This window comes from Pseudomonas allii, assembly GCF_055380095.1.
On record NZ_AP039450.1, the window covers coordinates 6,542,627 to 6,568,261 of the forward strand.

Annotated in this window: 19 protein-coding genes; 8 read left to right on the forward strand and 11 right to left on the reverse strand. The window is 61.5% G+C overall.

Translation table 11 applies throughout. The features are described 5' to 3' along the window. The first annotated feature begins 1 nt into the window (after position 1). From ACZ445_RS30120 to ACZ445_RS30140, 5 genes are read left to right on the forward strand one after another with little or no spacing between them, the layout of a single operon-like run. Positions 2-1,750, forward strand: a complete 1,749-nt coding sequence (locus ACZ445_RS30120; RefSeq protein ID WP_058424345.1) for a bifunctional alpha/beta hydrolase/class I SAM-dependent methyltransferase — start codon at positions 2-4, stop codon at positions 1,748-1,750. A gap of 2 nt (positions 1,751-1,752) precedes the next feature. Next, positions 1,753-3,051 (forward strand): phosphatase PAP2/dual specificity phosphatase family protein, encoded by a 1,299-nt coding sequence (locus ACZ445_RS30125; protein ID WP_058424346.1) that lies wholly within the window; start codon positions 1,753-1,755, stop codon positions 3,049-3,051. Then, a complete protein-coding gene (locus ACZ445_RS30130) occupies positions 3,041-3,484 on the forward strand; it encodes a hypothetical protein (protein WP_058424347.1) in 444 nt (147 codons plus the stop codon). The genes ACZ445_RS30125 and ACZ445_RS30130 overlap by 11 nt, the downstream gene beginning before the upstream one ends. Before the next feature lie 9 nt (positions 3,485-3,493). Beyond that, entirely contained in the window at positions 3,494-4,114 is a 621-nt protein-coding gene (locus ACZ445_RS30135) for a lysophospholipid acyltransferase family protein (protein WP_058424348.1), read from the forward strand. A gap of 1 nt (position 4,115) precedes the next feature. Continuing rightward, complete coding sequence (locus ACZ445_RS30140) at positions 4,116-5,048, forward strand: phosphatidate cytidylyltransferase (protein ID WP_017528659.1); 933 nt, start codon at positions 4,116-4,118, stop codon at positions 5,046-5,048. Positions 5,049-5,299: 251 nt separating this feature from the next. Here the strand turns inward: ACZ445_RS30140 and ACZ445_RS30145 are convergent, their stop codons facing one another. Beyond that, the gene (locus ACZ445_RS30145; protein WP_029529034.1) at positions 5,300-5,773 is read right to left on the reverse strand and encodes an Lrp/AsnC family transcriptional regulator; all 474 of its coding nucleotides are present in this window, start codon (positions 5,771-5,773) and stop codon (positions 5,300-5,302) included. A gap of 137 nt (positions 5,774-5,910) precedes the next feature. On the opposite strand from ACZ445_RS30145, the gene ACZ445_RS30150 reads away from it, so the two are divergent. The 3 genes from ACZ445_RS30150 to pbpC all read left to right on the forward strand — a co-directional run bounded on the left by ACZ445_RS30150 (position 5,911) and on the right by pbpC (position 14,703). Beyond that, positions 5,911-6,540 (forward strand): LysE family translocator, encoded by a 630-nt coding sequence (locus tag ACZ445_RS30150; RefSeq protein ID WP_058424349.1) that lies wholly within the window; start codon positions 5,911-5,913, stop codon positions 6,538-6,540. Positions 6,541-6,617: 77 nt separating this feature from the next. Further along, complete coding sequence (locus ACZ445_RS30155) at positions 6,618-12,422, forward strand: MG2 domain-containing protein (RefSeq protein ID WP_464707867.1); 5,805 nt, start codon at positions 6,618-6,620, stop codon at positions 12,420-12,422. Beyond that, a complete protein-coding gene (gene pbpC / locus ACZ445_RS30160) occupies positions 12,403-14,703 on the forward strand; it encodes a penicillin-binding protein 1C (RefSeq protein WP_464707868.1) in 2,301 nt (766 codons plus the stop codon). Before ACZ445_RS30155 ends, pbpC begins: the two co-directional genes overlap by 20 nt. Here the strand turns inward: pbpC and ACZ445_RS30165 are convergent, their stop codons facing one another. The 10 genes from ACZ445_RS30165 to atpA all read right to left on the reverse strand — a co-directional run bounded on the left by ACZ445_RS30165 (position 14,704) and on the right by atpA (position 25,623). Then, positions 14,704-15,870 carry a hypothetical protein gene (locus ACZ445_RS30165; RefSeq protein WP_464707869.1) on the reverse strand — a complete coding sequence of 389 codons (1,167 nt, stop codon included), beginning with the start codon at positions 15,868-15,870 and terminating at the stop codon, positions 14,704-14,706. Then, a complete protein-coding gene (locus tag ACZ445_RS30170; RefSeq protein ID WP_464704620.1) occupies positions 15,867-16,448 on the reverse strand; it encodes a LemA family protein in 582 nt (193 codons plus the stop codon). Before ACZ445_RS30170 ends, ACZ445_RS30165 begins: the two co-directional genes overlap by 4 nt. Positions 16,449-16,548: 100 nt before the next feature. After that, positions 16,549-16,914, reverse strand: coding sequence for a hypothetical protein (locus tag ACZ445_RS30175; RefSeq protein ID WP_464704621.1), 366 nt, complete (start codon positions 16,912-16,914; stop codon positions 16,549-16,551). Positions 16,915-16,973: 59 nt separating this feature from the next. Next, on the reverse strand, positions 16,974-18,806 hold the full coding sequence (gene glmS, locus ACZ445_RS30180; protein WP_464704622.1) for a glutamine--fructose-6-phosphate transaminase (isomerizing): 1,833 nt from the start codon (positions 18,804-18,806) through the stop codon (positions 16,974-16,976). A gap of 10 nt (positions 18,807-18,816) precedes the next feature. Continuing rightward, the gene (locus ACZ445_RS30185; RefSeq protein ID WP_058424356.1) at positions 18,817-19,584 is read right to left on the reverse strand and encodes a DeoR/GlpR family DNA-binding transcription regulator; all 768 of its coding nucleotides are present in this window, start codon (positions 19,582-19,584) and stop codon (positions 18,817-18,819) included. A gap of 227 nt (positions 19,585-19,811) precedes the next feature. After that, positions 19,812-21,179 carry a bifunctional UDP-N-acetylglucosamine diphosphorylase/glucosamine-1-phosphate N-acetyltransferase GlmU gene (gene glmU / locus ACZ445_RS30190; RefSeq protein ID WP_464707871.1) on the reverse strand — a complete coding sequence of 456 codons (1,368 nt, stop codon included), beginning with the start codon at positions 21,177-21,179 and terminating at the stop codon, positions 19,812-19,814. A gap of 123 nt (positions 21,180-21,302) precedes the next feature. Further along, a complete protein-coding gene (locus ACZ445_RS30195) occupies positions 21,303-21,719 on the reverse strand; it encodes a F0F1 ATP synthase subunit epsilon (RefSeq protein WP_058424358.1) in 417 nt (138 codons plus the stop codon). Between the two features lie 44 nt (positions 21,720-21,763). Then, positions 21,764-23,140 (reverse strand): F0F1 ATP synthase subunit beta, encoded by a 1,377-nt coding sequence (gene atpD, locus ACZ445_RS30200; RefSeq protein WP_015886645.1) that lies wholly within the window; start codon positions 23,138-23,140, stop codon positions 21,764-21,766. A 27-nt stretch (positions 23,141-23,167) separates the two neighbouring features. Continuing rightward, positions 23,168-24,028, reverse strand: a complete 861-nt coding sequence (gene atpG / locus ACZ445_RS30205) for a F0F1 ATP synthase subunit gamma (protein WP_003233565.1) — start codon at positions 24,026-24,028, stop codon at positions 23,168-23,170. Positions 24,029-24,078: 50 nt separating this feature from the next. Then, the gene (gene atpA / locus ACZ445_RS30210; protein WP_003177064.1) at positions 24,079-25,623 is read right to left on the reverse strand and encodes a F0F1 ATP synthase subunit alpha; all 1,545 of its coding nucleotides are present in this window, start codon (positions 25,621-25,623) and stop codon (positions 24,079-24,081) included. Positions 25,624-25,635: the final 12 nt, after the last annotated feature.

Sequence of the window (25,635 nt, forward strand, 5' to 3'; positions counted from 1 at the left end):
GATGCGCGAACAGCAGCAGCACACCTTCAGTACCCATGATGGCGTCGAGCTTTTTTATCGGCACTGGCCGGCCACGGAAAACACCGGCCAGCGCCAGGCCATCGTGCTGTTCCATCGCGGCCATGAGCACTCGGGGCGTATCGCCCACTTGGTGGATGAGCTGAACCTGCCGCAATTCGACTTCTTCGCCTGGGACGCCCGTGGTCACGGCCAGTCTCCCGGCGAGCGCGGTGACAGCCCCAGCTTCGCCACCAGCGCCCGCGATGTGCAGACCTTCTGCGACCATATCAGCGCTACCTACAGCATCGAGGAAGAAAACTTCGCCGTCATCGCCCAAAGCGTCGGCGCAGTGATTGCGGCGACATGGGTGCACGATTACGCGCCGAAAATCCGTGCCCTGGTGCTCGCCTCGCCGGCGTTCAAGGTCAAGCTCTACGTGCCCTTCGCCCGGCCGGGCCTGGCGTTGATGCGCAAGTTTCGCGGCAACTTTTTCGTCAACAGCTATGTCAAGGCCAAGTTTCTCAGCCATGACCCGGAACGCGTGGCGTCCTACGACAGCGACCCGCTGATTACCAAGGCCATCTCGGTGAATGTACTGCTGGGCCTGTATGAAGCGGCCGACCGTGTGGTCGCCGATGCCCAGGCGATCCAGGTGCCGACCCAGTTGCTGGTCTCCGGCTCCGACTTCGTGGTGCATCGCAAACCCCAGCAGCAATTCTTCGACCGCCTGGGCAGCCTGAAAAAAGAGCTGCACATCCTCCCCGGTTTCTTCCACGACACCCTCGGCGAACGTGATCGCGCCAGCGCCGTGAGCAGCGCCCGGCGCTTCATCCTGCAGAACTTCGAACACCCGCTGGACCGCGCTTCACTGCTGGACGCCGACAAACTCGGCGCCACCTGCGCCGAGTCCGAAGCCCTCGCCGCACCGCTGCCGCGCAACTCGCTGCGCGACCTCTACTGGCGCATGACCCGCGCCAGCATGGGCCTGGGCAAGAACCTGTCGGACGGGGTGAAACTGGGCTTCGACACCGGTTTCGACTCCGGCAGCACTCTGGACTACGTGTACCGCAACACGCCTACCGGCAAAGGCGGGCTGGGGCGGATGATCGACACCAATTACCTCAACTCCATCGGCTGGCGCGGTATTCGCCAGCGCAAGCTGAATGTGGAGGAACTGCTGCGCCTGGCCATGGCCAAGTTGCGTGGTGAAGATCGTGAAGTGCGCATCGTCGATATCGCCGCCGGTCATGGCCGCTACATCCTGGAAGCCTTGCAGGGCGTGTCGCCACTGCCGGAATCGATCCTGCTGCGCGACTACAGCGACATCAATGTGCGCGACGGTGGCGCGTTGATTCGCGAGAAGGGTTTGGGGGATATAGCGCAGTTCGTCAAAGGTGATGCGTTCGACCGCCTGGACCTGGCAGCACTCGACCCCAAGCCAACCCTGGCGGTGGTGTCAGGGCTGTATGAATTGTTTGCCGATAACGGCATGGTCGGCGGTTCGCTGGCCGGGCTGGCTGAAGCAGTGGAGCCCGGCGGTTACCTGGTCTACACCGGCCAACCGTGGCACCCACAGTTGGAATTGATCGCCCGTGCCCTGACCAGCCATCGCCAGGGCCAGGCCTGGGTCATGCGCCGGCGCAGCCAGGCAGAAATGGATCAACTGGTGGAAGCCGCCGGTTTCCGCAAGATCACCCAGCGTGTGGATGAGTGGGGCATTTTCACCGTGTCCCTGGCACAGAAGATCTGAACATGCGCGAACCCGGTTTATTTAAACCCGCGGTGCTGTGGCTGCTGCTGTTGGCGCCGCTGTTCTTCAGCACCTACGGCTTTGCCACCTGGGTCACCAGCCAGCGTAGCGACGTCGGCACGCTGGTGTTCGGCTGGGAAACCCATATGCCGTTCTGGGCGTGGACCATCGTGCCTTACTGGTCCATCGACCTGCTTTATGGGTTTTCGTTGTTGTTGCCCAGCACCCGGCATGAGTTGAAGCAGCATGCGCTACGCCTGCTGAGTGCGCAGGTCATTGCAGTGAGCTGCTTCCTGATCTGGCCGCTGCGCTTCACCTTCGAACGGCCGGAACTGGACGGTGTGTTCGGCTGGCTGTTCGCGGTGCTGGCCGGGTTTGACAAACCGTTCAACCAGGCACCGTCGCTGCACATCGCGCTGCTGGTGATCCTGTGGGTCATGTACCAGCGTCACACCCAGGGTTTCTGGCGTTGGCTGGTGCACGGCTGGTTCGGGTTGATCGGCATTTCGGTGCTGACCACTTATCAACATCACTTTATCGACTTACCCACAGGTGCCCTCGCCGGGTGGATCTGCGTGTGGTTGTGGCCGGCGGAACATCCGAGCCCTTTGTTGAGTGCACGGCTGACGCGGGATCCCAAGCGTTGGCGGTTGGGCGTGCGCTATGGACTTGGCGCGGTGCTGTTGGCGATTCCAGCATTTGTATTGGGCGGCGCCTGGCTGTGGCTACTGTGGCCAGCGGTTGCCCTTGCATTGATCAAGGCCAATTACTTCGTGCTGGGCGCTGCGGGTTTCCAGAAACGCACTGATGGCCGACTTACACCCGCCGCACGCTGGCTGTATGCACCGTATCTGGCCGCCGCCTGGATCAACTCGCGCCTGTGGACACGCAAACATCCACAGCCCGACCTGATTGTGGATAACGTCTGGCTCGGGCGTATTCCTACCACAAGCGAGCAAGCGCCCTTCACGGCCATCGTCGATCTGTGTGCCGAATTGCCGATTAATCCACAGGGGCGCGCCTATCAATCCATCCCGGTGCTGGACCTGATCGCACCCACGCCTGCCGAATGCCTGCTAGCCGCCCAAGCCATCGAGCGCCTGCGCGTCAGCGGCCCCGTGCTGGTGTGCTGCGCCCTCGGCTACTCGCGCAGCGCTACCGCCGTCGCCGCCTGGTTGCTGCACACCGGGCGCGCCGCGACGGTAGAGCAGGCGCTGACTATCATTCGTACAGCACGGACCAATGTGGTCCTGCACCCCGCACACCGAGAAGCGTTGGAGGGTTTGCCTCATGCCCGCTGATATGGAACTGCAGGTGGTCGCCAGCCTGCTGCGTCGTGGTCGTTCGCTGGATCAGTTATCCACAGGCCTGACCCTGGCCGGTGTGCTGTTCGGCCTGGCGCAGTTGCTGATGGCGAGTATTTCGATCACCTGCCTGCTGCTCAGCCTGTGGATGATTATCCTCGGGCTGCTGCAAAAGTACTGGGCGCTGCGCGTGGCGTTCGACGCCGACCTGTTCGCCCTGCTGGCCCGCGACATCGAGCGCACACCGGACCTCGACCAGGCCCTGCTGACCCTCGGCTTGCAATCGGCCAAGCGTGTCGGCCGGCCCTGGACCGAACGCCGTCGCGGCGCCCTCAAACTGTTGCGCAAACAAGCCTGGCTGCTCGGCGCGCAAGCGCTGCTGACCCTGGGCGTGATCCTCGCCAGCCCCTGGCTGCCTTTCGCCGGATAAGGAATCCCCATGTTCGAACCCGTGGTCGCCACGCTGATTACCTCCATGGCCCGCACCGTCACCGGCGCCCGCAGCCTGTGGTTGGGCTGCGCGCCGGTGCCGGTGCAACGCATCTACTTCGCCAACCACAGCAGCCACGGCGACTTTGTATTGCTGTGGGCGTCATTGCCGCAAAACCTGCGCAAATTCACGCGCCCGGTGGCCGGCAGTGATTACTGGAGCAAGAGCGCCCTGCGCCGCTACATCATCAACCGCGTATTCAACGGAGTGTTGATCGACCGCGAGCGCAAGGACCCTGTGGATAACCCCTTGCAGCCGATGCTCAACGCCCTGGAAGGCGGTGACTCGCTGATCATTTTCCCGGAAGGTACGCGCAACCTCGAAGACGGCCTGCTGCCGTTCAAAAGCGGCGTGTACCACCTGGCGAAAAGTTACCCACAGGCCGAGTTGATCCCCGTGTGGATCGCTAACCTCAACCGCGTCATGCCCAAGGGCCGCGTGCTGCCGCTGCCTTTGTTGTGCACCACCAGCTTCGGCGCCCCGCTGCAATTGGAAGACGGCGAAGACAAAGCCGCCTTCCTGGCCCGTACCCGCGATGCTCTGCTCGCCCTCGCTCCGGAGCACGTCTGACATGGATAGCCAAACCCTGATGTTGTTCGGCGGTATCGGCGCGATTCTGGTGCTGGCCTCGCTGATCGGCCTGATCCTCAAACTGCGCACCCGTGGTACGCCCAACGCGGTGATCGACAACCTCAACGCCCGCATCAACGCCTGGTGGGTGATGGTGGTGGTCATCGGCATCGCCTTCTGGCTCGGCACCGGCGCGGTGATCTTGCTGTTCTACGCCGTCTCGTTCTACGCCCTGCGCGAATTCCTCACCCTTACCCCCACCCGCCGCAGCGATTACCCCGCGCTGGTCGCCGCGTTCTACCTGGCGCTGCCGCTGCAATACCTGCTGATCTATTCGGACTGGTACGGGCTGTTCTCGATCTTCATCCCCGTGTACGTGTTCCTGCTGCTGCCGATCCTCGCCTCCCTGGGCGGCGATAGCACGCACTTCCTCGAACGCGCCTCGAAAGTGCAATGGGGCCTGATGATCGCCGTGTTCTGCGTGTCGTTTGTGCCCGCCCTGCTCACCCTAGACATCCCCGGCTACGAAGGTCGCAACCTGCTGCTGATCGCCTACCTGGTGATCGTGGTGCAGCTGTCGGACGTTTTGCAGTACGTGTGTGGGAAGTTGTTCGGCAAACACAAGATCGCGCCCAACCTGTCGCCGTCCAAAACCGTCGAAGGCTTCGTCGGTGGGATTCTGCTGTCATCCCTGATCGGCGCAGCACTGTGGTGGACCACACCGTTCAACCCGTGGCAGTCGTTCCTGATTGCGCTGCTGATCAACCTGCTCGGCTTTGCCGGCGGCATCGTGATGTCGGCGATCAAGCGCGACCGAGGCGTGAAGGACTGGGGCCATATGATCGAAGGGCACGGCGGGATGCTGGATCGGCTGGATTCGGTGTGCTTTGCGGCGCCGATCTTCTTCCACCTGGTGCGCTACTGGTGGACCTGAGGTCACCGCTCTAAGGCCAAATAACGATCAACATGTGGGAGGGGGCTTGCCCCCCGATGACGGTGTGCCAGACAACACATGGGTAGCTGACACACAGCAATCGGGGGCAAGTCCCCTCCCACATTCGCTCTGTGGCACTGTGCCGAAAGGTTGAATCATTCCCTCAAGGCCGCCGGCTCCCTGATGGAAATGCGCGCGTTATCGTTGACGTTTTTCGCGAGCAAGCTCGCTCCTACAGTGCTTCACAGGCATCAGCCCGGCAAATGCCCCAGCGGCAACGCCCCTGGGGTTTTCACGGTCTGGATCGCGAAGTTGCTGCGGATGTCCCTCACCCCCGGTAGCTTCAACAAACTACCCGTGACGAATCGCTCATACCCGCGCAAATCCGGCACCACCACCTGCAACAGAAAGTCCGACTCCCCCGACACCAGGAACGCCGAGATCACTTCCGGCAACGCCATCACCGCCTCGCGAAAGGCATTGGCCTCGGTGTCGTTATGCCGCTCCACCTTCACGCCCACGAACACCATCATCCCCAGGCCTACTTCGTCGCGATCCAGAGTGGCCTGGTAGCCGCGAATCACGCCGGCTTCTTCCAGCAGCCGCACGCGCCGCAGGCAGGGTGAGGCAGAAAGCCCGATCTCGTCCGCCAGCTGCACATTGCTCAAGCGGCCGTCGCGTTGCAGGGCTTCGAGAATCTTGCGGTCAAACGCATCGAGTTTCAGATTTGGCATAAATGAATGGCCGATTTGATAATCAGTGGCAGAGAGTGCCAAGAATAGACGACTTTCCGGCTGACTACGCAAGCACCTGCCCCGCCCTGGCGCCCTAGAATTGGCCGACACACAAGGGGGGGTGAAACATGGCGGAACTCTGGTTATTCCTGGTGGCTCTTTCAGTGGCGTATCTACTGCCGGGGCCGGACATGATCCTGTTGCTGCAAACCGGCGCACGCCAGGGCAAGGCCTTGGCGCTGACTACGGCGATTGGCCTGGGCTTGGCCCGCGCCTGTCATGTGGCGCTGGCGGGCATGGGATTGGCGACGTTATTCAAGGTCGCGCCATGGACCTTCGACGTGGTGCGCCTCGGCGGCGCGGCGTATCTGCTGTGGCTCGGCGTGCAGTGCTTGCGAGCGAACATGCTGCCGGCACTCGACACGGCCCATGGCGCCACACCGGCCCACGCCTGGCGTGCAGCCTTTCAACGCGGCCTGCTCACCAACCTGTTCAACCCAAAGGCCCTGCTGTTCTGTTCGGTCCTGCTGCCCCAGTTCATCAACCCCCAGGCCAGCCCGGTGGCGGCACAGTTTGCGGTGCTGGGCGTGATCCTGGTGGCCGTCGGTTTCGCCTTCGACTGCTGCTACGCCCTGGCCGGTGCGCGCATCGGTCAGTGGCTGGCACGCAATCGCTCGGCGCAGCGTGTGCAGCAGTGGTTATTCGGCAGTCTTTTGATCGGTTTTGCGGTGCGCCTCACCTTTGTGCAACACGCCTAGCGGGTGGGCGTATCTGCGTCATCTTTTGTATCAAAGACGCGTGTAAGATACGCCGCACTTAGCCAGGGATGCTCACCATGTTCGATTCGTTCAACGCGATCAGCCGCCGTATTGTCGGTGCGTTATTGACTGTGGTGGGGGCCATTTTTGGCCAATGGCATCCGCCGGCCTGGCTGCGTGCAGTCGGCCGTGGGCTGGCGAACCTGGGCAGCAAGGCCCGTGCTTATCCACGTCAAACCGGTGCCGGCGTAGTAGGCCTGGTGTTGCTGGCGGCCGCTGGTTTCTACGGCTGGCACTGGTATTCCAACCTGCCGCAACCGCATACCGCGAGCTATTCGCTGCACAAACCGAACCTCACCGACTACACCCAACCCACGCCAGTTGTGGATAACTTGCAGGTGCGTTTCGGCGAATCCGTGGCCCCGCTGGCGGCCATCGGCAAGCCGGTCACCGAGGGTATCACCCTAAAACCTGCGGTGGCGGGCACCTGGCGCTGGGCGGACGACCGCAGCCTGTTGTTCGTACCGGACAAAGACTGGCCCATCGACGCCCATTACACCCTCGACCTGGCGAAGAAAAACCTGCTGGCCGACGGCGTGTTGCTGGACCAGTACAGCACGCAGTTCTCCACCCAACCGTTCCGTGCCACCCTGGCGCAAAACGAGCTGTACCAGGACCCGTCCAACCCGACGCTGAAACAGCTGGTGGCGACCTTCCGTTTTTCCCACCCGGTAGATGAAGACAGCCTACGCAAGCGCGTCACAGTAACCCTCGGCAAAGGCCTGGCCTACCGCGACGCCCAGTTGCCCAACCGGCCGGAAATCACCTTCGACGAGAAGAAACTCAACGCCTACGTACGCTCCGCCGCCCTGGCCACACCGCTGGAAAGCACGCCGGTCAACGCCAAGCTCGACGAAGGCATCAAGGCCCGCGACGGCGGCAACGCCAGCACCGCACCGCTGGTGGCGGAAGTCACCGTGCCCGGTCGCTACCGCCTGACCTTTACCAGCGCCGAAGTGAGCTTTGTCGACAACCAACGTGGCGAGCCGGAGCCGGTGCTGATGTTCAGCAGTTCCAGCGCCGTGGCCGATGAGACCATCGCCGGTAAGGTGCAGGCCTGGCTCCTGCCGGAAAAAGCCCAGGACGACACGCGCCCCTACAACAGCAACGACATCGATGACGCCCTGCTCGCCCGCAGCACCAAGGTCAACCTGACCCACGTGCCCAGCGTCGAACCGCTGAACACCCTGCACGCCTTCAAGTTCAAGGCCCCGGCCGGTCGCGCGGTGTATGTGCGCGTACCCGCCAACCTGGAAGCCATCGGCGGCTATCTGGCAAAAAATCCTACGGCGTCGCTGATCAGCATGCCGGCGTATCCGCGTACCTTGCAGTTCTTGTCCGACGGCGCCTTGCTCAGCCTCAACGGTGAAAAACGCCTGGGCTTCATGGCCCGTGGCGTGCCCGGCGCCCATGTGGAAATCGCCCGCCTGTTGCCCAACCAGTTGCAACACCTGGTGGACCAGAGCAGCGGCAGCTTTGCCCGGCCGAACTTCGGCAACGAATATTTTGATCGCATGGTCGAGCGTCAGGCGTTGGACATCCCGCTGTCGTCCAATGACCCGGCGAAAACCGTCTACGACAATGTGGACCTCAGCCACTACCTCACCGCCAACGGCGGTCGGCGCGGCATTTTCGTGCTCAAGCTCAGCCCGCAGGATGACCCCTCCCCGCGCACATTCGAGTACGACCGCAGCAGCACCAGCGACCTGCGCTTCATCGTGGTGACGGACCTGGGCATCATCGCCAAGCGCTCAAGCGATGGCAGCCATGACGTGTACGTGCAGTCGATCGGCAATGGTTCACCAGTGTCCGACGCACAAGTGGACATCATCGGCCGTAACGGTTTGCCAGTGAGCAGTGGCCGCACCGACGCCGAAGGCCACGCGCACTTCGCCAAGCTGGATGAATTGCGTCGTGAGAAAACGCCGCTGATGTATGTGGTCACGCGCGGCAATGACCAGTCGTTCCTGCCGATCGCCCGCCAGTCTCAGCAGTTGGATTTGTCGCGTTTCGACGTAGGCGGACTGGAAGAAGACGGTGCGATTGATCGCCTCAGCGCCTATCTGTTTACCGACCGTGGCCTGTACCGGCCCGGTGAAACCGCGCACCTGGGCATGATCGTGCGCAGCGGCAACTGGAAGGGCCTGCTGCAAGGCCTGCCGGTGGAGCTGCAAATCACCGACCCGCGTGGCCTGGAGGTGATTCGCCAGCCGCTGAAGCTGTCCGCCAGTGGTTTTGAAACCTTTGATTTCCCCAGCAGCGAAGTCGCCCCCGCCGGGGAGTACACCGCGACCTTGCAGTTGATTGGCCAGAAACAGACCCGCACCGACCTGGGCAGCGTGAGCTTCAAGGTCCGCGACTTCGAACCGGACCGCATGAAGGTCAGCCTGAGCCTGCATGACACCCCGGTGCAGGGCTGGATTCCACCGGACCAGGTGGTGGCCAAGGTCACCGCCATGCACCTGTTCGGCGCTCCGGCAGCCGGCCGTCGTGTTACCGCAAAGATGTCACTCAGCCCGACGCTCGCGGCGTTTGATCGCTACCCGGACTACCGCTTCCGCCTTAACGATTCCCTGGAAGACGCCACGACCGAGGACCTGGCCGAAACCACCGTCGACGACAACGGCCAGGCCGTGCTCGACCTCAACCTGCAGCGCTTCGCCAACAGCACCTATCGTTTGCAGGTGATGACCCAGGTGTTCGAAGCCGAAGGCGGTCGCAACGTGGCGGCGCAAAGTGCCCTGCTGGTGTCGTCCGCGCCCTACCTGGTGGGTGTGAAAAGTCAGGACTCGCTGTCGTACGTCGCCAAGGACGCACCGCGCCAAGTGCAATGGCTGGCTGTCGCGCCAGACCTGACACCGCTGGCGGTGGACGGCCTGACCAGTGAAGTGGTCGAGCACCGTTATGTGTCGGTGCTGGTGAAACAGTCCAACGGCACCTACAAGTACGAGTCGCGCATCAAGAATATCAGCCAGCCCGCGTCACCGTTGGTGATGACGAAAGAAGGCGCCAAGCAGACCCTGAACACGTCAGCGCCGGGCGACTTTACCCTGCAACTCAAGGACGCCAACGGCAACCTGCTCAACCAGATCGACTACAGCGTGGCCGGACGTGGCAACACCTCGCGCTCCCTGGAGCGCAACGCCGAGCTGCAACTGCGCCTGGATAAACGCAGCTATGCCACCGGTGATGAGATCGCCATCAGTATCCGTGCCCCGTACACCGGCGCCGGCTTGATCACCATCGAGCGCGACAAGGTCTACACCCAGCAGTGGTTCAAGGCCGACAGCACCAACAGCGTGCAACATATCCGTGTTCCCGCAGGGCTTGAGGGCAATGCCTACGTCAACGTGCAGTTTGTGCGCGACATGGGTTCGGCCGAGGTGTACATGAGCCCGCTGTCCTATGGCGTGGTGCCGTTCAGCATCAACCTGGATGCGCGGCGCATGGCCTTGAAGGTGGAGGGGCCGGCGAAGATCGAACCGGGGCAGACGCTGGATATCAAGGTCAACGCCGACCGCCCGGGCCGGGCCGTGGTATACGCCGTTGATGAAGGCATCCTGCAAGTGGCGCGCTACCAGACACCGGACCCACTGGGCTTCTTCTTCCAGAAGCGCGCGCTGGAAGTCGGCACCAGTCAGATCCTTGACCTGATCCTGCCGGAATTCAGCCGCCTGCTCAGTGGGGCAGCGCCCGGTGGCGATACCGAAGGTGCGCTGGCCAATCACCTCAACCCGTTCAAGCGTAAACATCAGCCCCCAGTGGCCTGGTGGTCCGGGCTGGTGGACTTGCCGGCCGGCGAAACCGTGCTGCATTACCAGGTGCCGGACAGCTTCAACGGCAAGCTGCACCTGTTTGCGGTGGCCGTGGACAGTGACAGCGTGGGTGTGAGCGAAGCCAGTACCGACGTACGCGGGCCCATCGTGATCACGCCGAACGTGCCGGCCTTTGTGGCGCCGGGGGATGTGTTCAACGTCAGCGCCGGGGTGTTCAGCAACCTCGACGCGGCGGCGGACGTGAAATTTGAAGTGCAGACCAGCAACGGTCTGGTGGTGCAGGGTGACAAGGGCAGCACGCTGTCCCTGCAACCGCGCAAGGAAGGCACGGCCGAGTTCAAGATCAAGGTCGGCGACACCCTCGGCTCGGCGGATTTGCGCTTTGTCGCGGTATTGCCGGATGGCAAGCGCATCCAGGTCGCTGAAACCACCTCGATCCGGCCACTGAGCGAACATCGCGTCGCCCTGAGCCTGGGCCGCTTCGACAGCGCCAGCAAAGAGCTGAAACCGACCCGCGAACTGTTCAGCCAACTGCGCGATGTGCAACTGGGTGTGGCAGCCTCGCCGCTGGTATGGGCCAACGGTCTCAAGCATTACCTGGACGACTACGGTTACGCCTGCACCGAGCAACTGGTGTCCAAGGCCATGCCGGCGTTGATCTGGGGCGGCAACGCGCCTGAAGCCGAGCACGCTTTCGGCAGTGCGGTACGCATGCTGCGCCAGCGTCAGAACCAGGCCGGTGGCTTTGGCTTGTGGGCGGCCAACCCGGATGTGGCGCCGTACGCCAGCCTCTACGCCACCGACTTCCTGATCGAAGCCAAGGAGCGCGGGCTGCCGGTGCCGGAAGACCTGCTGGTGCGCTCGAACGCGTATCTGACCGACCTGGCCAACGGTCCTAGCGAAGGCCTGTCGGAATTGCGCAACCGCGCCTACGCCAGTTACCTGCTGAGCCGTCAGGGGATTCTGGTGAGTGGTGCATTGAGCGATATCCGCGAACGCTACGAAAGCTACTTCAAGGACAGCTGGCAGAACGACCTCGGCGCCGCTTACCTGGCTGCCAGCTACAAGCTGCTCAAGCAGGATCGCCAGGCCGATAGCCTGTTCCGCAAGATTCCATGGCGTTCCCTTGTGGATAAGTGGGACAGCGACGGTTTGTACTACGACCCGCTGGTGCATGACGCCGAACACCTGCACCTGTTGGCGCGACATTTCCCAGAGCTGATGGACGATGTGCCTGCAGCTCTGCTGGATAAACTCGGCAAGCGCCTCAACGAGCAGCGTTACAACTCACTGTCTGCGGCCCTGCTGCTGCGTGCCCTGGACAACTACGGCCAGCGTGCGCAAAGCGACATGACCCTCAAGGCCACTGCCTGGCTGGGTGACAAGCAGCAGCAATTGCTGGAAATGGCCGGCCAGCCACCACGCGCCGCCGTGCCGGGCGCCACGCAAAAGCTGTTGATGGAAAAATCCGACGGCCCAGCGGCGTTCTACATGCTCAGCGAAGCCGGTTTCGACAAGGGCGCCAAGCTCAAGCCGATCAACAATGGCCTGGAAATCATCCACGAATACCTCGACCTCAAGGGCGAGCCGGTGAGCAAGGTCGCGGTGGGTGATGAGTTCCTGGTACGCCTGCGCCTGCGCGCTACCGACCGCGATCAGGTACAACAAGTGGCCGTGGTGGACCTGCTGCCTGGCGGTGTCGAGCCTGTGTATAACTTGCCGCCGGAGCCGGAAGACGCCAGCACGGAGGAAAGTGAGGGCGAAGAGTCCGAGTACGTGGAAGCAGACAACCAGGAAGAACAAAGCTGGCAAGCTCCCATCGGGGAAACCGAGCTGAGCAACTGGCAGCCGGAGTATGTGGATGTGCGTGATGATCGCGTGGTGTTGTACGGCACCGCATTGCGCGATGTAGGCACCTTCGTCTACCGCGTGCGCGCCACCAACGCCGGCACCTTCAACACGCCACCGGCCTACGCCGAAGGCATGTACGAAACCACCCTGCAAGGGCGCGGCAAAGTAGGCCAGCTTGAAATTACCAAGCCTTAAACGCCTGGCGCCGCCGCTGCTTGTAGCGGCGGTGGGGCTGGTGGGGCTGCGGCTTTGGCCGCATGCCCCGCTGGAACACGCGGTCACTTCATCGCGGGTGGTGTTGGCCGACGACGGTTCGCTGTTGCGCATGACGCTGGCGGATGACGGTCAATACCGCCTGTGGCTACCGCTGGAGCGGATCTCGCCGTCACTGGTCGAAGCCTTGCTGCTCAAGGAGGACCGCAATTTCTACTGGCACCCGGGGATCAATCCCCCGGCGTTGCTGCGCGCGGCCACGGCCACCTACAGCGGTGGCCAGCGCCAGGGCGGCTCGACCTTGAGCATGCAACTGGCCCGGCGCCTGTGGGACCTGAACACGCGCCAGGTGCCGGGCAAGTTGCAGCAGATGGCGCTGGCGCTGTGGCTGGAGGCGCGCTACAGCAAGCACGACATCCTTGAGGCCTACCTGAACCTGGCGCCCATGGGCGGCAATATCGAAGGGGCCGAGGCGGCGAGCCGTATCTACTTCGGCAAGTCGGCGGCGCAGCTGTCGTTGTCCGAAGCCCTGGCGCTGGCGGTGATTCCGCAGCAGCCGGGGCGTCGGGCGCGCTTCGGGCCGTCACTGCAACATGCGCGGCTGCGCTTGATGGCGGACTGGCGCGAGACTTATCCACAGGACCCGCGTAACGACAGTTTGCTCGATTTGCCTCTGGAAGCGCGTAACCGCCAGCAGATCCCGTTCCTCGCTCCGCACTTGAGTGAACAACTGCTGGCCTCCCAAACCGGCAATGAACTGAACAGCACCCTCAACCTGCCGTTGCAGCAATTGCTCGAACGCCTGATCACCGGGTTTATCGCCGAGCGGCGCAGCACAGGGGTGGAAAACGCCACGGCGATACTGATCGACAGCCGCGACCAGAGCGTCAAGGCGCTGGTGGGTTCGGCGGATTACTTATCCACAAGCCTGCACGGCCAGGTCAATGGCGTGCTGTCGCGACGCTCACCGGGGTCGACGCTCAAACCGTTTCTTTACGGGTTGGCGCTGGATCAGGGGGTCATCCACCCCATGAGCATCCTTAAAGACTTGCCCAGTAACTTCGGCTACTTCCAGCCGGAAAATTTCGACGGCAGTTTTGTCGGCCCACTGACAGCGCGAGATGCGTTGATCCGTAGTCGCAACATTCCGGCGGTGTGGCTCGCCAGCCAAGTCAAATCGCCCTCCTTGTATGGACTGCTGCAACGCGCCGGCATCAAGGGCCTGCGCGACGAGAGCCACTACGGCCTGGCCCTGGCCCTCGGTGGCGGCGAGATGAGCCCGGAAGAACTGGCGCGGCTGTATGTGATGCTGGCCGGTGACGGGCACCTGCGGCCGCTGCGCTATTTGCAGGAACAGCCGCAGTCCACCGGTGCGCCGTTGCTCACGCCCCAGGCCGCCTTCATGGTGCGCGACATGCTGCGCCGTAATCCACGCCCGGATGGCCTGCCCGGCCGCCATTGGCGCACCGCCTGGAAAACCGGCACCTCCTGGGGCTTTCACGATGCCTGGAGTGCCGGGCTGGTCGGCCCTTACGTGCTGGTGGTGTGGGTGGGTAACTTCGATGGCCGCCCGAACCCGGCGTTTATCGGCGCCAAGACCGCTGCGCCACTGTTCTTCCGCATCGCCGACGCCCTGCCCCTGGCCTTGCCCACCACCGTCATCAAGCCTGACAAACCGCCCGCCGGGCTGGTGCGCATCGACGTCTGCGCCGCGTCCGGCGAACTGCCCAACCGTTGGTGCCCGCAAACCCGCAAGACCTGGTACATCCCCGGCGTCTCGCCGATTCGCGTGTCCAACCTGCACCGCCCGGTGCTGATCGACACCCGCACCGGCAAGGCCGCCTGCCCGCCGTTTGATCCACAGTACACCCGCGAAGAAGTCTTCGAGTTCTGGCCCAGCGACGTGCAACGCCTGTACCGCGCCGCCGGCCTACCCCGGCGCACGCCGCCCAGTGTCATGAGAAACTGCCAGCCCAACCGTCTGAGTGACCAGAGTGAAGCGCCGCAAATCCGCTCGCCGTTGACCCAGGTGAGCTACCAATTGCGCTTGTCTCAACCCCAGGAAAGCATCCCGCTGAATGCCAATGCGGCCAGCGATGCAGCGACGCTGTATTGGTTTGCTGATCAAACCTTGATCGGCCAGGGTTCGCCGCAAGCCACACTGAACTGGCGGCCGGGCAAGTCGGGGGAGTACCGGTTGCGGGTCAGTGATGATCAGGGGCGCAGTGCGAGTCGGGGGTTGAAGGTGGAGTTTGTGCCGTGATCAGGCGTCTTCGTCACCGAAGTTGGCCTTGCCCACACGCTTGGCAAAATGGTTGTACGCCCCAGCCAGTTTTCGTTGTTCAAAGATAGAAAACACCAGGGTGCCCAGCAGGATCAGCATCCACACCAGAAACAGCTTCAGCGTGTCCACATGGGCCACGAACAGCAGCAGGGTCACCACGCCGCCAATCACCATGCCCAGCCCCATCCATGCCCCCAACACACGACCCAAGGCCATGCGTATGCCTTTGGGCAGGACCAGGCGAGTGGCCATCATCACCATGATGATCGCCAGGAAGAAGCCAAACGCGGCCATGAACGGGATCTGGAAACCGCCTTCGCGGTACAACCAGGCCAGCAAACGATACAGCGGGCCGAGTTCTACCATCTGGTGATAAGTGTCCGGCCCCGGCAAATGCAACTGGGCAATCTGCTCGGGTGTGAGGGCCATGATGCCCACGCCGATCATTCCTGCGAAGGCGGCATAGAACCCGCCAGCACGCCACAGCGGCGCCAGCACGCGGCGACTTTCCACATCCTCGGTCAGCGCCACACCGAACACGGCCTTGGGGTATTTGCCCTGGGCAATCACGGTCTGGCCGTCCCGTTCGCAGGCATCGCCGATCAGCATCACATCGAGGTCCTGGCTAAGCAGGATTTCACCCTGGCGACGAGAGCTGCCGATCGACTCGTAATCGTCGGGCGACTTGTTGCCGAACAAATCGATGCCCTCGGCAATCACTGGGATTTCGCCGCTGGCATCCTGCAGGCGAAAGTCATTGCAACACGCCTCCCTCTTGGACCGGCTCCAGCTCCAGCGCCCGTCGTCATCCTTCTCGCCGTCCTCGATAATCCACACGTAGCCGGCGCACGGCTTGTGATGCACCGGCGACAACAACGGCTTGTCCACCATTACCTTGCCACGCAGCTCCACCAAGCCCATCGCCAGTGAACGAATCTGGCTCGTCGCCAGCCGCTGCTCGGTCTTGTAGAAGCTCGGACCAAAGCTGGTCAGGAGGCAGATCAGCAGAAATATCGGGAAAAACAACGCGACAACCGTCATCGGGGCGTAGATCAGCAAACCGATAAAGCCCGCAAGAATCACCAGCGCCAGCACGATTTTCCACTTCGGCTTTTTCACCACGGCGCCTACCGGCGTGGTCTTCATGCCCCAGGCACCTCAAGCTTCACACCTTCGTAGCGGGTTTCTTCGGCGCTGATCGCCAGCAACGGGATGCGCTGATAACGGAGCAGCCGCGCAAAGAACAGGTCGGGGAACACTGCAATGGCAATGTTGTAGAGGTTGACCGACTCATTGAAGAACTCACGCCGGTCGGCAATACGCTCCTCCACCGACGCGATCGCCTGTTGCAGCGCGACCATGTTCGGCCCCGAGATCAACGTGGGATACCCCTCCGCCACCGCAATCACCGACTTGATCGCCGCGTTGAGCTGGTTGGAGGCATCGACCTTATCGTTGAGGCTGCTGGCATTGAGGTACTGCTGGCGAGCGTCACTCAAGCGCGTGAACAGGGCGTTCTCGTGGTTCATGGCGGTTTGGACCACACGCATCAGGTCCGGGATCTGATCGGCCCGCTGCTTGAGCAGCACGTCGATGTTGGCGAAGGCCTTGTCCACATCGTTACGCCGCATCACCAGCCCGTTGTAGACCCCCACCATCCATCCAACCAGGCCGACGCCAATGATCAGCACGACGACGCCGGCGATAAGGAGTTCGATGTTCATGGTGAAGGCATTCCCTGGCTGAGTTATCCACAGGGTCGCATTCTAGGGGTAAAACCGGATCGCGCGACGGGCACTGGCCCGCAGAACCGACAAGAGGTCGCTAACGGGAGGCGCACTCAATGTAGATGGACTCCCCGCCGCCTGTAGCGCCAGACAGCCAGCCCCATTCGAAGGCCAGGGTCGTCCGCCCAGCCTGATCAATACCTACCGTGCCACGCGACCAACCGGACAGCAGCTCACCTTCCAAGGTCAGGCACTGAAACAGCAGTTCAATTGTATCCGGGCCGGTCACTCGCCCGACTTGCGTGCCCAGACGAATCCGCCCGCCCTGGTAAGTGCCGGAAATGGCATCACCTTCCACAAGGTAATGAAACACCGTGCCCGCACCGGACAGCCCGTGGGCGTTGTTGGCGACGGTGAAGCGGCGGTTGTGCAGACGCTGGTGAATCTGGGAGGAGGTTTGCATCGAGGTCGCGTCCTTTCGCTGAACCTGGAGACCCGGGAGGGCCTCCAGGGGATGGCGGCTTACTCCACCGTCACCGATTTCGCCAGGTTGCGCGGCTGATCCACGTCGGTGCCCTTGAGCACGGCCACGTAGTACGACAGCAGTTGCAGCGGAATGGTGTAGAGGATCGGCGACAACGTGTCGTTGATGTGCGGCATGTTGATCACGTGAGTGCCTTCACCGTTGACCATGCCGGCTTTTTCGTCGGCGAACACCACCAGTTGGCCGCCACGGGCGCGGACTTCCTGCAGGTTGGACTTGAGCTTCTCCAGCAGTTCGTTGTTCGGCGCCACGGTAACCACCGGCATGTCGTCATCCACCAGGGCCAATGGGCCGTGTTTGAGTTCTCCGGCCGGGTAGGCTTCGGCGTGGATGTACGAGATTTCCTTGAGCTTGAGCGAGCCTTCCATCGCCACCGGGTATTGCGCGCCACGGCCGAGGAACAGAGTGTGGTTCTTGTCGGCGAACAGCTCGGCGACTTTTTCCACGGTGCTGTCCATGGCCAGGGCTTCACCCAGGCGGGTTGGCAGGCGGCGCAGTTCTTCGACCAGGGTGGATTCGACGCCTTCGGCGAGGGTGCCGCGAACCTGGCCCAGGGACAGGGTCAGCAACAGCAGGCCAACCAGCTGGGTGGTGAAGGCTTTGGTGGACGCCACGCCGATCTCACGACCGGCCTGGGTCAGCAGGGTCAGGTCGGATTCACGCACCAGCGAGCTGATGCTGACGTTGCAGATGGCCAGGCTGGCGAGGAAGCCCAGCTCCTTGGCATTGCGCAGCGCGGCCAGGGTGTCGGCGGTTTCACCGGACTGGGAGATGGTCACGAACAGGGTGTCAGGCTGCACCACCACTTTGCGGTAGCGGAACTCGCTGGCAACTTCCACTTGGCACGGGATGCCGGCCAGTTCTTCGAGCCAGTAACGGGCAACCATGCCGGCGTGGTAGCTGGTGCCGCAGGCGACGATTTGCACGTTGCGCACTTTGGCGAACAGCTCGGCAGCTTGTGGGCCGAAGGCATTGACCAATACCTGGTTCTGGCTCAGGCGACCTTCGAGGGTGCGTTGCACCACTGCGGGTTGCTCGTGGATTTCCTTGAGCATGAAGTGGCGGTATTCGCCCTTGTCGGCCGCTTCGGCACCGTCGCGGTATTGCACGGCTTCGCGCTCGACGGACTGACCGTTGACGTCCCAGATCTGCACGCTTTCACGGCGGATGTCAGCAATATCGCCTTCTTCCAGGTACATGAAGCGGTCGGTGACTTGGCGCAGCGCCAGTTGGTCGGAGGCGAGGAAGTTCTCGCCCAGGCCCAGGCCGATCACCAGCGGGCTGCCACTGCGCGCGGCAACCACGCGGTCGGGCTGGCTGGCGCTGACCACGGCAAGGCCATAGGCGCCGTGCAGTTCCTTGACCGTGGCCTTGAGGGCGACAGTCAGGTCGCCCAGGTCCTTGAGTTTGTGGTTGAGCAGGTGGGCGATGACTTCGGTGTCAGTGTCTGAAGTGAACACGTAGCCCAGGCCTTTGAGTTGTTCGCGCAGCACTTCGTGGTTTTCGATGATGCCGTTATGCACCACCGCCAGATCGCCGGAGAAGTGTGGGTGGGCGTTGCGCTCGCACGGCGCACCGTGGGTGGCCCAACGGGTGTGGGCGATACCCAGACGCCCCACCAGTGGCTCGCCGGCCAGGGCCTGTTCCAACTCGCTGACCTTACCCGGGCGGCGCATGCGCTCCAGCTTGCCGGCGTTGGTGAAGACGGCCACACCGGCGCTGTCGTAGCCACGGTATTCCAGGCGCTTGAGGCCTTCGAGCAGGATGGGAGTGATGTTGCGTTCAGCGACTGCGCCTACGATGCCACACATGGTGTTTCTCCTAGATGATTGCCGCGCATATCAGCGTAATGCCGCGGGCTTGGATCTGGTCGCGGGCCTCGAGCGGCAGGCGATCATCGGTGATCAGGGTATGGACGCTGCTCCAGGGCAGTTCCAGGTTGGGAATCTTTCGGCCGATCTTGTCGGACTCGACCATCACCACCACTTCACGGGCGACCTCGGCCATCACGCGGCTCAGCCCCAGCAGTTCGTTGAAAGTGGTGGTGCCGCGCTCCAGGTCGATGCCATCGGCACCAATGAAGAGCTGGTCGAAATCGTAGGAACGCAGTACTTGCTCGGCGACCTGACCCTGGAACGAGTCCGAATGCGGGTCCCAGGTGCCGCCGGTCATCAGCAGCACCGGCTCGTGTTCCAGTTCGCTCAAGGCGCTGGCCACGTGCAGGGAGTTGGTCATCACCACCAGGCCGGGCTGGTGGCCCAGTTCGGGAATCATCGCGGCAGTGGTGCTGCCGCTGTCGATGATGATGCGGGCGTGCTCGCGCAGGCGCATCACGGCGGCACGCGCGATGGCGCGCTTGTACACCGAGATGGGTTGAGTGGCGTCGCCCACCAGTTCCTGGGGCATGGTGATGGCGCCACCGTAGCGACGTAACAGCAGGCCGTTGCTTTCCAGGGCAGCCAAGTCTTTACGGATCGTGACTTCCGACGTTTCGAAACGCTTGGCCAACTCGTCCACGCTGACTTCGCCCTGTTCATTGAGCAAGGTCAGGATGTTGTGGCGCCGTTGGGGTGTATTTCGTTTCGACATGGTGACGATAAGTTTCGTTTCGAAAGATAACGAAGGCAATCAAAACCTATTGGCGAAAGATCGTCAAGCGGGACGCAGCAAATTTTTATACGACACAGAGCAAATGTGGGAGGGGGCTTGCCCCCGATTGAGGTCTATCAGCTACCAAGATGTAGGCTGAGAGTCTGCAATCGGGGGCAAGCCCCCTCCCACATTGAATACCTTCCGCTGAGGAGGCTGTGGATAACTCAGGTCTTTTGGATTTTGACCGGGCGTTTCCAGCCGTCGATGTTGCGTTGACGGGAGCGGGCGACAGCCAGTTGGGACTTATCCACATCCTGGTTGATGGTTGAGCCCGCGGCAGTGTTCGAACCATCACCGATAGTCACTGGCGCAATCAGCGAGTTATTCGAGCCGATAAATACGTCCTCACCAATAGTGGTCTGGTACTTGTTGGCACCGTCGTAGTTGCAGGTGATTGCGCCAGCGCCGATGTTGCTGCGAGCACCGATTACGGCATCACCGAGGTAGGCCAAGTGGCCGGCCTTCGCATCGTCACCCATTTTCGCGTTTTTCAGCTCGACGAAATTGCCAACGTGCGCCCTGGCGCCCATCACTGTTCCCGGACGCAACCGCGCAAACGGACCTGCATCACTGCCCTCGCCCATCACAGCCCCGTCGATATGACTGTTGGCCTTGATCACCACGCCCTTGCGCAGGGTGCTGTCCTTGATCACGCAGTTCGGGCCGATCACCACGTCATCTTCGATGACCACACGGCCTTCGAGGATCACGTTGATATCGATCAGCACGTCGCGGCCCACAGTGACCTCACCCCGTACATCGAAGCGTGCTGGGTCGCGCAGGGTCACGCCCTGGGCCATCAGGCGACGGCCTTCGCGCAGTTGGTAATGACGTTCAAGCTCTGCAAGCTGCTTGCGGTCGTTTGCGCCCTGCACTTCCATCGGGTCGTGGGGTTGCTCGGTGGCGACCAGCAGGCCATCGCTTACCGCCATCTCGATGACGTCGGTGAGGTAGTACTCGCCCTGGGCGTTGTTGTTGGACAGGCGGCTCATCCAGTCGGCGAGCTTATTGGCAGGCACTGCCAGGATCCCTGTATTGCCTTCGGTAATGGCGCGCTGGGCTTCGCTGGCATCCTTGTGCTCAACGATGGCCGCGACCTTGCCATCGGCGTTGCGCACAATGCGCCCGTAGCCGGTGGGGTCTTCCAGTTCAACGGTCAACAGGCCCATCTGGCCTGGGACTACATGCTTGAGCAGGCGTTGCAGCGTTTCGACTTCGATCAGCGGCACGTCGCCATACAGGATCAGCACGGTGTCAGCGGTGATAAACGGCACGGCCTGCGCGGTGGCGTGGCCGGTACCGAGTTGCTTGTCTTGTAGAACGAAATTCAAGTCATCTGCGGCGAGACGCTCACGCACCACGTCGGCACCGTGACCGATCACTACGTGAATGCGCTGGGGGTCCAGTTGCCGGGCGCTGTGGATAACATGGCCCAGCATGGAATTGCCGGCAACCGGGTGCAGCACCTTGGGCAGCGCCGAACGCATGCGGGTGCCCTGGCCTGCGGCGAGAATGACGATTTCAAGAGACATGAGTGGCTACCAATCCTGGGCGGTCCGGCTTCAGACCAGAGAAGTGTTTTGCAAAAAAAGAAAAAGGGTAGCCGAGGCTACCCTTTTTAATCAATCGCGCATGAAACAAGACGGCGTGGCCGCTTACTTCTTGCGCAACTGCTGGAGCGTGCGCAGCTGGGCTGCAGCCTCGGCCAGACGTACAGCAGCAGCGCTGTAGTCGAAGTCCGCACCCTTTTCGTTCAGGGCCTTCTCGGCAGCCTTGACGGCTTCCTGAGCGGAGGCTTCATCCAGGTCGCCAGCACGTTGCACGGTGTCGGCAAGTACCTTGACCATGTTCGGCTGAACCTCGAGGAAACCACCAGAGATGTAGAACACCTCCTTTTCCCCGCCCTGCTTGGTCAGCGTGATCGGACCTGGCTTCAAGCTGGTGATCAACGGCGCGTGACCCATGGCAATACCAAGGTCACCGAGTTCGCCGTGTGCAATCACCATCTCTACCAGACCGGAGAAGATTTCCCCTTCCGCGCTGACGATATCGCAATGGACTGTCATAGCCATCTGATTGCCTCAACCTGATGAGCGCCCGTTTCCGGGCGCCTGGATTACAGTTTCTTGGCTTTCTCGATCGCTTCTTCGATGCCGCCGACCATGTAGAACGCTTGTTCTGGCAGGTGGTCGTAGTCACCGTTGAGGATGCCTTTGAAGCCAGCAATGGTGTCTTTCAGGGAAACGTATTTACCCGATGCACCGGTGAAGACTTCAGCCACGAAGAACGGCTGCGACAAGAAGCGCTGGATCTTACGAGCGCGGGATACCAACTGCTTGTCGGTTTCCGACAGCTCGTCCATACCCAGGATCGCAATGATGTCCTTCAGTTCTTTGTAACGCTGCAGCACGTACTGAACGCCGCGAGCGGTGTCGTAATGCTCCTGGCCGATCACGTTCGGGTCCAGCTGGCGCGAAGTCGAGTCGAGTGGATCGACCGCTGGGTAGATACCCAGGGAAGCGATGTCACGGGACAGTACGACGGTGGCGTCCAAGTGGGCAAAGGTGGTCGCTGGCGACGGGTCGGTCAAGTCATCCGCAGGTACGTATACCGCTTGGATCGAAGTGATCGAACCTTCCTTGGTCGAAGTGATACGTTCTTGCAGAACGCCCATCTCTTCAGCCAGGGTCGGCTGGTAACCTACTGCCGAAGGCATACGGCCCAGCAGTGCGGATACTTCAGTACCGGCCAGGGTGTAACGGTAGATGTTGTCGACGAACAGCAGAACGTCGTTACCTTCGTCACGGAACTTCTCGGCCATGGTCAGGCCAGTCAGTGCTACGCGCAGACGGTTTCCCGGCGGCTCGTTCATCTGACCGTAAACCAGTGCCACTTTGTCCAGAACGTTGGAGTCCTTCATCTCGTGGTAGAAGTCGTTACCCTCACGAGTACGCTCACCCACACCGGCGAACACGGAATAACCGCTGTGCTCGATGGCGATGTTACGGATCAGTTCCATCATGTTTACGGTCTTGCCTACACCGGCACCACCGAACAGACCGACTTTACCGCCCTTGGCGAACGGGCAGACCAAGTCGATAACCTTGATGCCGGTTTCCAGCAGGTCGTTGCCGCCAGCTTGTTCGGCGAACGAAGGTGCTGGACGGTGAATGCCCCAGCGCTCTTCGGTGTCGATCGGGCCAGCTTCGTCAATCGGGTTGCCCAGTACGTCCATGATCCGGCCCAGGGTCGCTTTACCGACCGGTACGGAGATGGCAGCGCCAGTGTCGACAACGTCCAGACCGCGCTTCAAGCCTTCGGTGGAACCCATCGCAATGGTACGAACTACGCCGTCGCCCAGCTGCTGCTGAACTTCCAGAGTAGTTTCCGCGCCTTGTACTTTCAGCGCGTTGTAGATGCTCGGTACGCTGTCGCGTGGAAATTCCACGTCGATAACGGCGCCGATGATTTGAACGATACGTCCGCTACTCATAGCTGGATCCTCTGAATATTTGAACCGTTAAACCGCGGCAGCGCCGCCGACGATTTCCGAGATCTCTTGGGTGATCGCAGCCTGACGCGCCTTGTTGTAGATCAGCTGCAAATCGCTGATCAGATCACCGGCGTTATCGGTAGCGTTTTTCATCGCGATCATCCGCGCCGCTTGTTCAGCTGCGTTGTTCTCGACCACCGCCTGGTACACCTGCGACTCCACGTAGCGCACCATCAAGCCGTCAAGCAGCTCTTTGGCGTCTGGTTCGTAGAGGTAGTCCCAGTGGTGCTTGAGTTCCTGATCCGGAGTCGCCACCAGTGGAATCAACTGCTCCACGGTTGGCTGCTGGGTCATGGTGTTGATGAACTTGTTGGATACCACGGACAGGCGGTCAATCCGGCCTTCCAGGTACGCATCCAGCATCACCTTCACACTGCCGATCAAATCATTGATCGACGGCTCTTCACCCAGGTGGCTGATAGCTGCAACGACGTTACCGCCGAAGTTACGGAAAAAGGCCGCACCCTTGCTACCAACGACACACAGATCGATCTCGACGCCGTTTTCGCGGTTTACCGCCATGTCCTTGACCAGGGCCTTGAACAGGTTGGTATTCAGACCACCGCACAAACCACGGTCACTGCTCACAACCACATAACCCACACGCTTGACTGCGCGGTCGATCATGAACGGGTGGCGGTATTCCGGGTTGGCGTTGGCCAGATGCCCAATTACCTGGCGGATACGCTCCGCATAAGGACGGCTAGCAGCCATGCGCATTTGTGCCTTGCGCATTTTGCTGACCGCCACTTTTTCCATGGCGCTGGTAATTTTTTGCGTGCTTTTGATGCTCGCAATCTTACTGCGAATCTCTTTTGCGCCTGCCATGTAACACCTATCAGGTTAGCAAGCGGGAGCCTTGCGGCTCCCGCTGCGGCTTACCAGGTTTGGGTGGCCTTGAACTTCTCGATACCGGCTTTCATGCCAGCGTCGATATCGTCATTGAAGTCACCCTTCACGTTGATCTTCGCCATCAATTCGGCGTGATCGCGGTTGAAGTAAGCAATCAGCGCTTGTTCAAAGCTGCCGACCTTGGCGATTTCAACGTCGGTCAGGAACCCACGCTCAGCGGCATACAGCGACAACGCCATGTCAGCGATCGACATTGGGGCGTATTGCTTCTGCTTCATCAGCTCGGTAACGCGCTGACCATGCTCAAGTTGCTTACGGGTCGCTTCGTCCAGGTCAGAAGCGAACTGGGCGAATGCCGCCAGTTCACGGTACTGAGCCAGAGCGGTACGGATACCACCGGACAGCTTCTTGATGATCTTGGTCTGAGCGGCACCACCCACACGGGATACCGAAACACCGGCGTTCACTGCAGGGCGGATGCCCGAGTTGAACATGGCCGATTCCAGGAAGATCTGACCGTCGGTGATGGAAATCACGTTGGTCGGAACGAACGCGGAAACGTCGCCAGCCTGGGTTTCGATGATCGGCAGTGCGGTCAGGGAACCGGTTTTGCCGGTCACTGCGCCGTTGGTGAACTTCTCTACGTACTCTTCCGAAACGCGGGATGCGCGCTCCAGCAGACGGGAGTGGAGATAGAACACGTCGCCTGGGTAAGCTTCACGGCCTGGTGGACGGCGCAGCAGCAGGGAAATCTGGCGGTAAGCCACTGCTTGCTTGGACAGATCGTCATAAACGATCAGCGCGTCTTCACCGCGGTCGCGGAAGAATTCACCCATGGTGCAACCGGAGTACGGTGCCAGGAATTGCAGCGCAGGAGACTCCGAAGCACTGGCAGCCACGATGATCGTGTTGGCCAGGGCGCCGTTTTCTTCCAGCTTGCGAACCACGTTGGCGATGGTCGATTGCTTCTGACCGATAGCGACGTAGACGCAGAAAATGCCGCTGTTCTTCTGGTTGATGATCGCGTCGATCGCCAGAGCGGTTTTACCGATCTGACGGTCACCGATGATCAGCTCACGCTGGCCACGGCCGACTGGGATCATGGCATCGACAGCCTTGTAGCCAGTCTGTACAGGCTGGTCTACTGACTTACGCCAGATCACGCCTGGAGCAACTTTCTCGACCGCGTCGGTCTCGGTGTTGCCCAGTGGACCTTTACCGTCAACAGGGTTACCCAGTGCGTCGACTACGCGACCCAGCAGTTCCTTACCAACCGGAACTTCCAGGATGCGGCCTGTGCACTTGGCGCTCATGCCTTCAGCCAGACTGGTGTACGCGCCCAATACAACGGCACCTACGGAGTCTTGCTCCAGGTTGAGGGCCATACCGTAGACGCCGCCCGGAAACTCGATCATCTCGCCGTACATGACGTCGGCCAGACCGTGAATCCGCACGATGCCGTCAGATACGCTGACGACAGTGCCTTCGTTACGGGCTTGGGAGGTCACATCGAGCTTGTCGATGCGGCCCTTGATAATTTCACTTATTTCGGAAGGATTGAGTTGCTGCATTGCTCTGCTGCC